This is a genomic window from Candidatus Nitrosopumilus sp., from assembly GCF_029882185.1.
Lineage (GTDB): Archaea > Thermoproteota > Nitrososphaeria > Nitrososphaerales > Nitrosopumilaceae > Nitrosopumilus.
The window spans coordinates 1-12,429 of record NZ_JAOULD010000034.1 but is presented as its reverse complement, the minus strand read 5'-3'; the positions used below and the strand labels follow the sequence as shown (position 1 = coordinate 12,429).

General features: G+C 34.9%; 13 protein-coding genes and 2 pseudogenes. 9 read left to right on the top strand and 6 right to left on the bottom strand.

Features of this window, described 5'->3' with window-relative positions; translation table 11 throughout:
* Positions 1-606 (bottom strand): annotated as a pseudogene (locus tag OEW78_RS08135) (hypothetical protein); the annotation flags it as partial.
* A 492-nt stretch (positions 607-1,098) separates the two neighbouring features.
* Between OEW78_RS08135 and OEW78_RS08130 the strand changes: the two are divergent.
* Positions 1,099-2,679, top strand: coding sequence for a hypothetical protein (locus OEW78_RS08130; RefSeq protein WP_300326755.1), 1,581 nt, complete (start codon positions 1,099-1,101; stop codon positions 2,677-2,679).
* 2 nt (positions 2,680-2,681) lie between these two features.
* On the opposite strand, the gene OEW78_RS08125 is transcribed toward OEW78_RS08130, so the two are convergent.
* Positions 2,682-3,473, bottom strand: coding sequence for a hypothetical protein (locus OEW78_RS08125; protein WP_300326752.1), 792 nt, complete (start codon positions 3,471-3,473; stop codon positions 2,682-2,684).
* A gap of 169 nt (positions 3,474-3,642) precedes the next feature.
* Complete coding sequence (locus OEW78_RS08120; RefSeq protein WP_300326749.1) at positions 3,643-4,197, bottom strand: hypothetical protein; 555 nt, start codon at positions 4,195-4,197, stop codon at positions 3,643-3,645.
* A gap of 105 nt (positions 4,198-4,302) precedes the next feature.
* On the opposite strand from OEW78_RS08120, the gene OEW78_RS08115 reads away from it, so the two are divergent.
* From OEW78_RS08115 to OEW78_RS08085, 7 genes are all read left to right on the top strand, one after another.
* Entirely contained in the window at positions 4,303-5,403 is a 1,101-nt protein-coding gene (locus OEW78_RS08115) for a DUF6745 domain-containing protein (protein ID WP_300326747.1), read from the top strand.
* Between the two features lie 37 nt (positions 5,404-5,440).
* A complete protein-coding gene (locus OEW78_RS08110; RefSeq protein WP_300326744.1) occupies positions 5,441-5,746 on the top strand; it encodes a hypothetical protein in 306 nt (101 codons plus the stop codon).
* 585 nt (positions 5,747-6,331) lie between these two features.
* Positions 6,332-6,742 (top strand): translation initiation factor IF-5A, encoded by a 411-nt coding sequence (locus OEW78_RS08105; RefSeq protein WP_300326741.1) that lies wholly within the window; start codon positions 6,332-6,334, stop codon positions 6,740-6,742.
* 116 nt (positions 6,743-6,858) lie between these two features.
* The gene (locus OEW78_RS08100; RefSeq protein WP_300326738.1) at positions 6,859-7,548 is read left to right on the top strand and encodes a diphthine--ammonia ligase; all 690 of its coding nucleotides are present in this window, start codon (positions 6,859-6,861) and stop codon (positions 7,546-7,548) included.
* Positions 7,541-8,866 (top strand): signal recognition particle receptor subunit alpha, encoded by a 1,326-nt coding sequence (locus tag OEW78_RS08095; RefSeq protein ID WP_300326736.1) that lies wholly within the window; start codon positions 7,541-7,543, stop codon positions 8,864-8,866. Before OEW78_RS08100 ends, OEW78_RS08095 begins: the two co-directional genes overlap by 8 nt.
* Before the next feature lie 21 nt (positions 8,867-8,887).
* Positions 8,888-10,039 (top strand): tRNA pseudouridine(54/55) synthase Pus10, encoded by a 1,152-nt coding sequence (locus OEW78_RS08090; protein ID WP_300326733.1) that lies wholly within the window; start codon positions 8,888-8,890, stop codon positions 10,037-10,039.
* 157 nt (positions 10,040-10,196) lie between these two features.
* Positions 10,197-10,907 (top strand): hypothetical protein, encoded by a 711-nt coding sequence (locus tag OEW78_RS08085; RefSeq protein WP_300326730.1) that lies wholly within the window; start codon positions 10,197-10,199, stop codon positions 10,905-10,907.
* A 19-nt stretch (positions 10,908-10,926) separates the two neighbouring features.
* Here the strand turns inward: OEW78_RS08085 and OEW78_RS08080 are convergent, their stop codons facing one another.
* Together OEW78_RS08080 and OEW78_RS08075 are read right to left on the bottom strand one after the other, a co-directional pair.
* Positions 10,927-11,112, bottom strand: coding sequence for a 30S ribosomal protein S27ae (locus tag OEW78_RS08080; RefSeq protein WP_300326727.1), 186 nt, complete (start codon positions 11,110-11,112; stop codon positions 10,927-10,929).
* Positions 11,112-11,519 carry a hypothetical protein gene (locus OEW78_RS08075; protein ID WP_300326724.1) on the bottom strand — a complete coding sequence of 136 codons (408 nt, stop codon included), beginning with the start codon at positions 11,517-11,519 and terminating at the stop codon, positions 11,112-11,114. Before OEW78_RS08075 ends, OEW78_RS08080 begins: the two co-directional genes overlap by 1 nt.
* Positions 11,520-11,601: 82 nt before the next feature.
* Here OEW78_RS08075 and OEW78_RS08070 point away from each other — a divergent pair, with 82 nt between their 5' ends.
* Positions 11,602-12,162, top strand: a complete 561-nt coding sequence (locus OEW78_RS08070) for a DUF309 domain-containing protein (protein ID WP_300326721.1) — start codon at positions 11,602-11,604, stop codon at positions 12,160-12,162.
* Here the strand turns inward: OEW78_RS08070 and OEW78_RS08065 are convergent.
* A pseudogene (locus tag OEW78_RS08065) lies at positions 12,146-12,429 on the bottom strand (phosphoglycerate mutase); the annotation flags it as partial. The gene OEW78_RS08070 and the pseudogene OEW78_RS08065 overlap by 17 nt on opposite strands.

Below are 12,429 nucleotides of genomic sequence, written 5' to 3'. Positions count from 1 at the left end.
TGGAATGTATCTTCTCGTTGCATAGCCTACAAAGGAATCCACTCTGGTATCTGTGAGTTTTGGATAGCCTATATTTTCTAACCAATCAGGCGTTCTTGTATTTCGTCCAGTGCAATCGACAATTAGATCGGCATGAATTTCTTCATTTGCAATTGTCTTTAAACTAATCTTTTTTGCGTTTTTTAGAACAAATGATGAGATTGCCTTGTTATCATGTATCTTAATCTTTGAAATTTTTTGCACTTGGTGCCTTATTGTATTTTCTAAAAGTGTTCTTGTACAGGTAAATGTAATTACTCCGGATTCAAATCTTTGCGCCCATCCACTTGGCAGACAAAATCTTCCGTCATTTAAAAAATCGATCTTGTTAGCTCCATTTTCGATAAGTTCTCTTTCTAAATCTGGGAAAAAATCTTGAAGAATCTCTTTTCCCTTTACGAGCAACAGATGTATGTGATTGGCTTGAGGTGTTCCATTTCTTACTTGGTCATCATCTGTGTACTTGTCTTTCTCAATCAAGATTACCTCTTCAAAATGATCTGATAGAACACGTGCTGCCAAAAGCCCTGCAATACTACCTCCAATCACTATTGCCTTTTTTGGCATCACATCTAACTACTAGCAAGTGTATTTTTGGATTTGGGTTAACAAAATATGTTGGTCTTACCAACATTATCAAAAATGATCAAACAAATTTGAATCTCCATAGAGTTAGCCACTAAATTGTTGTCAAAATCAATACTCATGTGGAATTAAAATAATAAAAAAAAAGAGATCTTTAAATTAAAAACGAGTGATTGTAATTTGCTCTTTTTTAATTCAATCTTAAATTCTTAAGACATTTTTCATAATCTTCGCTTGTAAGAGTCGATTCAAAACAAATCTGTTCGATGCTCTGAGGCGGATACATAGCAATGAGGGACATTCCCATCATCATGGCTACAAAGAAACCTACTCCTATTCCGATTATGAACCATTTTGCATTGAAATCCATAATTTAGATTGCCTGATTTTGATAAATCATTAAGTTGTAAATTTTACTAATTATAGTATGTTTGTCTATAAAGATTTAGAAGTATTCGTCAATCATGACCTGTATTGGCCTCCGATGTAGAATTTGTTGCAGTGTATGGAGTAGATATCAAAGAATCCACTAAAAAGCATTCTAAACTTGTGGCTGATTTCAAGAAATACTTTTGGGATTCTTTAGAGTCAAATCAACACTACCAAAATGCAATGAAAGTGGGAAGGATAACTGCGCAAAGGTATGATGATGGCACATTTATCATAACAAAAATCAAGCACCTTCCTGATTTGATGAATCTGGCAAAACACATGTGGTTTGCAGTGGATGATTTTAACAAAAAACATGGTTCTTCAGTTGAGTTCCTGACAAGACAGGGAATCCATGTGGGAGAGTGTCGAATAACGTATGATGATGGAAAAATATCAAATGCATCTGGCAATGGAGTTGAGGATTGTGAACGTGTGATGCGTTTGGGTGACGGGACACAAATTCTGTTGACTGCCAGTGCCCATGCTACGATATCCGCAATAACTGATGAGTATGAGAAATATCTTACTAACATTGGGATTTATCCCATAAAACACGGAAGGAGAATAATCATCTATAATTTTCATTGTGAAAACAAGACATCTGAAAAAGAAAATTTTGGAAATGTAAAGGGACCTAACAAGAACAAATCTTCGCTAATATTTGAAATATCTAAAAAAAATCAGGTATTATCACTAACCCTGATGGGAATTGCAGTAATATCCATTATGTTTACTGGAATCACTTTTGCAGACTTTTATGATGACATTATAATCTCAGATATTGAAAAGTCAGAAATCAGCACACATCTGGAACAGAAGATAAGAAGTCTCATTGACATACATCAAAAGGCAGAGATGGAAATTCAAAAAGAATTCACAAACACAATTCACGACAAAAACCAAGAGATAGTAATCACTCTTGACCAAAGAAACAACGTTAACTCTTTTCTAAAGGCAATGTCGTTTCATCCTGAAATAGAGTACATGCTGGTGTCAAATTCCATTCCACATTGTGACGTGTTGCTTTACGAGCCTTATTGGCATTCCTTTGATCCAAATAGGGATCTGTCTCAGCTTGACAGATGTAAGGGGATGGAAAAACACACTGTCTACCTTTCATCCACATATTTTGCAACGGGTCCAGGCATGTTTGTTAACAGTCTTGTAACTGCAATATACAATGATCTTCCTGAATATCGTCCTCCCGTTGCCCATCTTGTAATGGGAATAAACTGGTCTGAGTTAATCAAAGAGACCGTTCCACTCACTTCCCTAGACAATACAAGGATGATCCTGGTGGATCATCAGGGATTCATTGCGTTTGATTGTACCAATAATTCATGTGACAGATTCGAGGAAAAACATGAAAGCAAAAAACAGATTCCCTTTGACAATTCGTTAATGGATAACTATGATTATGTCGTGATAAATTTCAAAGGGATTGACTTGCCCCAAGAAAATGAACATATAATGAAAGACTGGGTGCTTTATGTGATGCATCCAAAGACAGATGTACTTTCCTTGGGGTTGTTACAGCTTGCTGTTTTTACAATACCTGTAATTATGTTTGGTATTTTGGTATATTATTACCTCATACCAAGAAACTGGTTAGATGAGATGTAAGTTCACTCTATATCCAAACAATACTGAAAATACTGTTCACACCAAACCTGCAATTCTTTAGATTTTCCATAGAACGCTTCTGTAGTGTCAACTTTTCCATTAGTGTTTGGAAACATTACAAGTGATTCGTTATCTGTCACAACTACTGAGACTTGAATATTGAAATTTTTGTCCTTTCTTGATATTTGACCGTTTATGACATATGGTCCAAGTCCCGCTCCCTTGAAGATTTTCTTGCTGTCTGGGTGGATTATGGAATTCTTGCCATAAACAGTAATGATCTTTATCCCTTCATCCAATTTCTTTTTCATGGTGGAAAGAAGGTCTGTATCGAACTTGGCCTCATACAGAATGCTGTGCATGTATTCTTTTGAATTGCAAAGCATCTCTTTCTCTTTTGCAGAAATTAATGGAACTCCCTGAATCCTCTCACTATCTGCAAACACCGCCATTCTCTGAGCAAATTCTCCTGGCAGATTTCCGATGTCGTGATTATTGAAATAATCCTTGCTTTCAGAGATAAAATTAAAAAACCCGATGTGAGTTGTTACTCGCTTTCCAAACGAAGTGAGATGACATATGTTGTTTCCGTCCTTTTGAATAATGTTGTATCTGCGCAAGAGATCTGCCGATTTATTGATGTTCGGTATTGTTGTCTCCAAATTCTTTGCAATTTTAGAAATTGATAGTCCGTCTAGATTGTTGACAAGTTGCATTATGATTTGAAATCTAGTCTCGTTTCCCAATATCCAAAACAAGTTTTTTGTCTCTTCGCCATATAATGTCATATCCATCAAGATTTTATGATGTTTGGATAATAATGTGACTGTGTCAATCTATGATTCTGGCCAGTTGGAATCACAAAAATTACACTTGCCTCGCACTCCGTTGTATCTTGAATCCCAATATCTTTGTATGATATTACCACAGAAAGAACATTGATTCTGAGGTTTTTGCCTCAAATCATCCCTCTGAAGTTGTAATGGCATCATATTTCCTAGGACATTCAAAACATGCAAAGTATGTTGGAATGTGTCGAGTTTGCATTAGTCTTACTGTATCATTACTTTTCTTACAGTTATAGCAGCGACCTTGTTCGAAATACAACCTATTTTCATAACTGCTTCTCTTTGTATTGAAAATCAGCATTCCGATTAGGAAAATTATGTGAGCTGAGATAGGTTCTACAAAAAAGATAATCACGGTGACTGCAGATATTATTGAGCCACCACGTCGTAGTAGAAAATGATGTTTTTTTGGACAGTCATTGCACAAGTAATATTTTGTCAATCTATGCTCAATTACAGGAGTTAGTTCTGCATCAATTCTATGGCATCTGTAGCATCTTTTTCGTTTAAGCAATCTTTGCTGTGTAACAAAATCATCTGCTGTTACTAGAAATGTCCCTAAACCAGCTCCAACTGGAAAGTACAGTAGGTTGTATTCATCTCCATACGGTTGAAAAATCAGAAAAATACACAGTGCCAAAATTGCAAGTGTCCCCCATAACAACATCATAACATTAATGCAGTGAAATAAGATATAGTGATTGATAGGAGATTTGCCTAGTTTTAGATAATTTGCCTATGCAAGTTTTAGTTTCAAAGAATGTGATAAGACAATATGAAACTGTTTGGAGAAAAGAAGATATTTGAACTTGATTCAGAACAGAGAAAAACTCTAGAAGATGTAAAAAGAGAATGGCTGGAACTAGTTACAATATCGGGCAAAAACCCCGCAAACTCGGAAACAGACAGAGACATTGATTGGTTGTACAATATTGCTGGTTTTTCAAAACCAAAAGTTGTGATAGCTGACTCTTTTGCAGAATATCAAAAAATACCTTCATTTACATCCAGTACAAAATCCCTTACTCTTTCTTACCCAATAAACCACAACATACACAAAAAATTTAGAAAAAAACTGATCAGAAACACAACCCAACTGATACAAAAACATGTAGACAATGACGTGATACTTGAATTAACAAAACTTGAACAGGTTTTTACAAACAAGATAATACGAGACATTTTAGATGTACTCAACGGCAATGGGCAGAATTATCTAAACGGAATCATGGCACGTCAACCAAACTTTGGTCTGTCCACAGAAGTTTGGATCATGTCCAGTTCTTTCTTTGATAGAATAGGATGTTTGGATAACGGCATAGTGAAAGAAGACTTTATTCGTTATTCCAACATGATGATGAGGGGCATATGGCATGCATCATTTTTCAAGGATGTGGCCATACTCTGCAGCACACCTAAAAAAATAAAGAATGATGATCAGGGCAGATTGCACTCCGTATCAGAAGCTGCCGTGCATTGGCAAGGTGACCAAAATGACTATTTCATTCATGGTGTGATGTTTGAGAAAAATCTTTGGGAGAAAGTCACCAAGAGGGAGTTGAAGATCAAAGAGATTCTCCAAATTCAAAACATTGAGCAGAGGCATACTGCAATTCAATTGTATGGGTATGATACCCTGATTGATGAGATTGATGCCGAACTTATGAACAAATCAAAACGTGGAAACGAGCTTTACGTGCTAAGGGACAGCCTCATTAGCGGAAGATCGATCAAGCTTTTAAAATACAAATGCCCATCCACAGACAGAATCTACTTTAGCTTTGTACCTGATGACATGAATTTTGCAGACAATGCAATGGCATGGAAATTTCATCTTACGCCAAAAGAATACGACAATTTGGATATTGAGACATGAAGTCCGTTTTGATAAGATATGAAAAGGAGGTGAAATAATGGTGTGGATTGCAAGACATGGGGATTTGCTGATAAGGAATACAAAGGAAATTCCTTCAAACCTAAAACCAACAGATACAGTCATCATAGCAGAAGGAGAAAAAACAGGACACAAGCATCAATTACGGGGAAGCGTTACTGTGTACAAACAAGAGCCCGACGCTCTTTATTTTGAAGTCAAAACATCTGCAGAACTTGTACATCAGGAGCATAAAACCATACAGATCCCAGAAGGAATGTACATGGTGCAACAAGAAAGAGAGTTCAATCCTTTTGAGAATGTCCGAAGAGTTGTTCTTGATTAAGTTGTCTTGATTTGAGAAATACAAGATGTTTTTTACAAAGTATTTCTCGAGAATCTTTTTTCTGAATTGCAATACACATGTCAAATGAGATATGGGTGAAAAATATCTAAAAACACATGTAATTAAACTAGGGAAAAATCTAGTCCTCGTAAAAAATCCAGGACAGTCCCTGTACTTCTTCCCAGCTTGATTCGTTTTGTTTATTTTGATTACTCATGATGTAATATTGTACAGTTTGAATAAAAGCAACACGAATGATTCGTTCATCTCATTCATCACGTGAATCGTGTTAATGTGTAATTTACAAAAGATAATTTGAAAAGGATAGGCAAAAGTTGGCCCACCCCTTGGACGGTATGGTTTGGTAAAACGGTTAGATGACTCCTACCGTATGAATACTAAATTATAATTTGCAGAGTTTGCTTAAAAGAGAATAGTATGATTCCTTAGAATGATCTAAATACTGTTGTTCCAAAACTTGAACATAGGTACGTTGGATCTTTCCCCTGATAACTCCTTTTTATGATTCTTTTCTACCCGTTTGCCACGCGTAGAAGTTAAATATTCGACCAAAAACTGTTTTTCATGAGTAAACCATCTGATCTTGGTTCTTTAAAAATCGGTTCATACATTCTACTGCCTCACTCTGATCAACCTAGTGGGGAGCCATGTAGAATTGTTGAATATGATACATCAAAACCAGGAAAGCACGGTGCAGCAAAAGCAAGAATTGTTGGAGAAGGGATTTTTGATGGTCAAAAAAGACCTCACGTAGGCCCTGTAAGCATGCAAATTCACGTTCCAATGATTAACAAAAAAATCGGTCAAATTATCTCAATTAATGGTGATACCATACAAGTTATGGATTCTGAATCATTTGAGACTGTTGACATTTCTTTGATTGATGATGAAGTCAAAGGCAAATTGGAAAATGGTCAAAATGTAGAATACTGGGTTGTAATGGATAGAACTAAAATAATGCGCATTAAGAACTAGTGCGGATGCTGATGATTATCGGAAAAGCCGTCTGATTTATGATGACGATTATGAGTATTGAAGCGTCCTTTTTGAATAAACTTAAAAAATTTCCACAGTTGTATCTTTTCTAGACTATGAAATTAGCTTCTCTTTTTTCTGGTGGAAAAGATAGCACATATGCAATTTATCTTGCACAGAAACAAGGCCATGAAATAAGATGTCTATTGAGCATTTTTCCAAAATCTGACGAAAGTCATTTATTACATCATCCAAATATCCGATGGACAAAATTACAATCAACATCAATGAATATCCAGCAATTAATTATTACTTCTAATTCTGATCAAACTGATGATGAACTATCTGTAATGGAAAATTTATTACAAATTGCAAAAGAACAATTTGAAATTGAAGGAATAGTTCATGGAGGAATAAAAAGCAACTTTCAAAAAGATAAATTTCAAAGTATTTGTTCTAAATTAAATTTAATTGTAATTGCACCATTATGGGGAATTGATCCAGAACAATACATGAATGATTTAATTGATTCTGACTTTGATTTTATTTTAACTACTGTGTCTTCAGGTGGTTTGGATGATTCGTGGTTAGGAAAACATATCTCCAAATCTGATGTTGCTACTCTGAAAAATCTATCTAAAAAATTTGGATTTAATCTAAATTTTGAAGGAGGTGAGGCTGAAACATTTGTAATTAATTGTCCTCTCTTTACCAATTCGATCAAAATTAATCAGTCTCAAAAACAATGGGATGGATACCGAGGAAGGTTTGAAATAGTGGATGCGGAGTTAAATTATCATGCTTGATGGTCTAAAGAATAGCTTAGGCAATGCAATCAAAAAAATTGTAAAATCTTCTGGAATAGATGAAGAACTTATCAAAGAACTATCCAAAGATGTCCAAAGAGCATTACTCCAATCTGATGTTAATGTGCGACTGGTTCTTGAAATTACAAAACACCTTGAGGAACGTGCACTCAAAGAGACTCCTCCTCCTGGACTTTCACGTAAAGACCATATTGTAAAAATCCTCTACGATGAACTATCGAAATTACTTGGAAATGAATCTGAATTTGATTTTAAACCTGGAAGACAGAACAAGATTATTCTGCTTGGAATTCAAGGCAGCGGTAAAACAACTGTTACGTCAAAACTTGCTAAATTTTTAACCCGACAGGGATACAGAGTTGGCGTTGTGGGGGCTGATACCTATAGACCTGGGGCACTAGTCCAACTTCGAACAATGTGTGAAAAATCCAATGTTGAGGTATATGGTGAAGAAAATAACAAAGACTCTCCAAATATCGTCAAAAATGGTCTAAAATATTTTGCAGGTCAACCATTAGATGTAATTTTGATTGATACAGCTGGTCGTCATAAAGAAGAGCAGGACTTGCTTGACGAAATGGATAGGATTAACAAAGTGGCAGAACCTGATTTGGCTTTACTTGTAATTGATGGTACTATAGGACAACAATGTTTCAATCAAGCTGAAGCATTTCATAAGACTATTCCAGTAGGAGGTGTAATAATTACAAAATTGGACAGCTCTGCAAAAGGTGGTGGTGCTCTTGCAGCATCTGCAGCTACTGGTGCACAAATAATGTACATAGGAACTGGTGAACGAATTGATGATTTAGAAAAATTTTCTCCTACTCGATTTGTAGGTAGATTACTTGGCATGGGTGATATCCAAGCCGTATTGGATTTAGCTAAACGATTACAAAATGAAGGTGATGATGTTAGAATGAAAAGAATTTCTAGTGGAAAAATGAACATGGATGATTTCTTTTATCAATTAGAAGAAGTCACTAAAGTTGGTTCTCTTCAAGGACTTTTAGACAGCATGCCTGGACTTTCTGGAATGGTGAAAGGAGATCAAGTGAATCAAATGGAAGGAAGAGTTTCAAAATGGCGTTACATAATTCAAAGCATGACCAAAGCAGAAAAAGAAGATCCTGATTTGTTAAATTCATCTAGAATCAAAAGAATTTCTCGTGGCTCTGGATGGCCTGAAGGTGAAGTAAAAGAATTGATTAAAAATTACAAAAATTCTAAGAATATGATGAAGGCCTCTAAGGGTCGTCAGATGCAAGGCACTCTTAGAAAAATGGGATTAGGGTAACAATACAAATCCTAATCCAACATGTTAATCCCCCCACAAATTATTCCTACTGTGAATAAAATTAACAAAAAATATCCTTTATGCGATTATTGTTTGGGTAGATTGTTCTTAAAACAATTACGTCTCTCGTCAAATAGACTCGGTAAAAAACTCAATAATTCTCAAAACTCTACAGAAAGATGTCACATCTGTAAAAATCTGTTTGATAATTTAGATCATTTTTTAAAACTGATGCTTGATGCTTCGTCCAATTACACTTTTTCCACATTTGGTATTGGTGTAATAATTAAACCGTCAATTATTGATAGAGATGATTCTATTAGATCTGAATTCAAACTCAAAGGAATCAATAGTATAAAGACAGATGTCACAAAAGAATTAGGGAAATTATTCTCTAGGAAAACTAAAAAAAGAATCACTCTTCTTGATCCTGAAATTATGTTTACGTTGAATCTAAAAGATGAATTGTGTCAATTACGTTCAAAATCCATCACTATTTCAGGAAGATATGTTAAATCCAAAAGAGGGTTTCCTCAAAAACAAAAGCCGTGTGATAATTGCTCAGGAAAAGGATGCCGAACATGTAATTTTCATGGCATTGCAGAGTTTGATAGTGTAGAAGGAGTAATTTCAAAATTTATTTTTAAGAAATTTGGTGGTATGACTGCAAAATTTACCTGGATTGGTGGCGAAGACAAATCCAGTTTAGTTTTAGGATCTGGAAGACCTTTTTTTGTTAAAATACAAAACCCTGTTAAGAGAAAATCCAAATTATCTGATACTATGATTAATTCAGTCAATCTTAATAATCTAAAACTGGTTAATGAATCTCCAAAAAGATCCATAAAATTCACTTCTACTATCCGCATAAAAATTTCCACAGGAGACAAAATTAATTCAAAATATCTTACAAAATTAAAAGAACTTACAACTAATCCTGTAGTTGTTTATGAGAAATCTGGAAAACGCTCTGAAAAGAAAATTTTTGAGGTGAAATACAAAAAAGATTCAACAAATTCATTTACTTTAATTATAAAGGCTGAGGGTGGTCTTCCTATCAAACGATTTGTCATTGGCGATGATGTTGCTCCTAATGTTGCCAAAATTCTTGAAACATCGTGTATATGCAAAGAATTTGATTTTCTAGAAATTGTGGTCAATGATAACAATTAACTAGCACTATATCTCGTAATTTATCATGCCATTAAGAAAAAAAGGTAAACATCAAAGACATGCTGATCAAAGAGCCGACACACGCAAAAAAAAGAAAGCCGGCAAACCACGTTCCTGATCTAATCAACCTTTTTACATTCAAAACTGTCGAGGTGTAATGTTGGATCCGTTAGTACGTCTCAAAGATGCACATTCCAAAGGGCTAATCCCTGATGATGTTTTTAATTTAACTATGAAGCGATTCCCTCTTGTAATTGAAGGAATTAATCGAATCGAAAAGGCATCTGGAATAAGATATCCTATAGCATACGTTGAACCTTCTCTTGTTGTTTCATCCCCTGATCCTAATTCTTATCAGTATGGAATCTTATTTGCACGAACTATTCCTGTTGTGTTTGAGGATAAATTTCAGGTTGTAATCCAAATCTCTGCACCTTTGATTGCATATGGATTAAAGGGAACAATACATGCTATATTGGCTCATGAGTTTTTGCATTTTTTAGATTTGATGCGAAAAATTTCAAAGATGGAATTATTGTCTGATGAAATTTCTGGAAATTTGTTTGAAAATGTTTACAGCGATGAAACTAGATTATTTGAACCTCGAGCTGTTTTCAATGATCGTACACTTCTAAACCATATTACAAAGAAATTCCCTGCTGGATTCCGTGATTTTAAACTTGAGGATAAAGTCATGAAATTTTGGGCAGATAGAAATCTTCCAAAATCTAACATTTCTTTAGACACAAACACAATCAAACTGTCTGCTGAATCTCTTTCTAAAATTAAACTTGATCCTGCTTTTATTTCAAAAATGGAACTCTTGGAAGAAAAAAGCTCAAAAATTCACAAAAAGAAATTGTATTAAATAATTTTAAAATAATTTTTTATTGATTAAACTCTGTTAATCCACATTTGCCGCATGTGTTTCTATCTTTATGCTGTGCCATGAAAGTTCCTTTTCCGCATCTTGAACAGACTTTTCTTGTTCTTGATGTTTTATCGCCCTCGACTTTGTAATAAGATGCAATATTTGGACTGGATCCTTTTTTGCCTTTTTTCTCTACTGGCATTATTCAGACTTCTCCTCTTCTTTGGCTTCTGTGGTCTCAGCATCTGCCTTAACTTCTCCATCTTCAGCTTGTGCCTCTTCAGAAATGGCCTCTTTTGCTGCTGCTTCGGCTTCTGCAATTTTAGCTTTAGTTTTTTCTAGTCTTGAAAATATTGTTGGGTTGATGTGTTTTTTTGCCAACCCTTCATCATCATAAACATAGAATGTACCTGTAATAAGAGACTTACCGACATGAGTTCTCAATCTCATTGGGATTACAACTTTGCCGTCAAGTTTGAATTCTTTTGTAACCATATCTGCAGCTTCAAGGCTTTTGAGCTTGCCTCCCAACCCTGCAAAATTACACGTTAATTCTCTTCTTGATAGAAAGCCATTATCTACGTCTGCAATTGTCTCGATTATGGACATGTATCCAAAATCTCTAGATATTTCATATAAACCTTGATTGCAATTACATAAGAGATTTAAGAAAATCCTTCGGAATTATCTTATGGAACGTTATTTGCTGCATTTTAAAAACGAGAAATATCTGCCTCAGAATTGTAGAGAATTAGCATACAGAGCAAGAGATCTTGCTAATGATATGGATGTCTCAGTTAGACTTGCTAGAGTTGCCACAAAATTCATTGAATTTGATGTTGCTGCCAAAAAAGAAGATCTAGATCCACTTGTTGAAAAATTATCTCCTATTGGTGAGATTGATAATGTGAGACATGTTGTTGAAGAACATATAGACAAAGAAAAAGGGATAGCCGATGGAATATTTTATTTCAACAATGAAAGATTTTGGGAATGTCATGAAGCGTTTGAGGGTGTGTGGAATCAGTGCTATGGACGTGAAAAGGAACTTGTTCAGGGAATTATTCTGATAGCAGTTGCATTTGCTCATGAACAAGAAAATGAAGAAAACATTGGAATCGGAATGCTACGCAGAGCCTTGGAAAAATTAGGTACGTCTCCCTCTATGTATTATTCAATAGATGTTGATAGAATTAGAAAACATGTTGTCAATATGCAACAAGGAAACAAACTTATTAGATTTGAGATTTAATTAATTCTAGAGATTTTTCGACTACTTCTGCACCTTGAAGTAATCCTATGCTTCCTTTCTTTGCTTGCTGTTCAGTCATTCTGGTCGTGCCATCTTTCTTAATAAAATCCCCTGAAACTAGTAGTGGAACAGGATCATCGCTATGTCCTTTGTTTATACATGGTGTAGAATGATCTGCAGAAATAATGATTGCAACTTTACTTGAATCAATATTTTCAACTAATGTTTTGAAAAATCTTTGATCAATTTCTTCTATGTTTTTCATTT

What these genes read in the sequence shown, in the direction of transcription:
- OEW78_RS08125 (WP_300326752.1), bottom strand. Translation starts at nt 3,473, where the DNA reads ATGGATATGACATTATATGGCGAAGAGACAAAAAACTTGTTTTGGATA.
- OEW78_RS08120 (WP_300326749.1), bottom strand. Translation starts at nt 4,197, where the DNA reads ATGATGTTGTTATGGGGGACACTTGCAATTTTGGCACTGTGTATTTTT.
- OEW78_RS08115 (WP_300326747.1), top strand. Translation starts at nt 4,303, where the DNA reads ATGAAACTGTTTGGAGAAAAGAAGATATTTGAACTTGATTCAGAACAG.
- OEW78_RS08110 (WP_300326744.1), top strand. Translation starts at nt 5,441, where the DNA reads ATGGTGTGGATTGCAAGACATGGGGATTTGCTGATAAGGAATACAAAG.
- OEW78_RS08105 (WP_300326741.1), top strand. Translation starts at nt 6,332, where the DNA reads ATGAGTAAACCATCTGATCTTGGTTCTTTAAAAATCGGTTCATACATT.
- OEW78_RS08100 (WP_300326738.1), top strand. Translation starts at nt 6,859, where the DNA reads ATGAAATTAGCTTCTCTTTTTTCTGGTGGAAAAGATAGCACATATGCA.
- OEW78_RS08095 (WP_300326736.1), top strand. Translation starts at nt 7,541, where the DNA reads ATGCTTGATGGTCTAAAGAATAGCTTAGGCAATGCAATCAAAAAAATT.
- OEW78_RS08090 (WP_300326733.1), top strand. Translation starts at nt 8,888, where the DNA reads ATGTTAATCCCCCCACAAATTATTCCTACTGTGAATAAAATTAACAAA.
- OEW78_RS08085 (WP_300326730.1), top strand. Translation starts at nt 10,197, where the DNA reads ATGTTGGATCCGTTAGTACGTCTCAAAGATGCACATTCCAAAGGGCTA.
- OEW78_RS08080 (WP_300326727.1), bottom strand. Translation starts at nt 11,112, where the DNA reads ATGCCAGTAGAGAAAAAAGGCAAAAAAGGATCCAGTCCAAATATTGCA.
- OEW78_RS08075 (WP_300326724.1), bottom strand. Translation starts at nt 11,519, where the DNA reads ATGTCCATAATCGAGACAATTGCAGACGTAGATAATGGCTTTCTATCA.
- OEW78_RS08070 (WP_300326721.1), top strand. Translation starts at nt 11,602, where the DNA reads ATGGAACGTTATTTGCTGCATTTTAAAAACGAGAAATATCTGCCTCAG.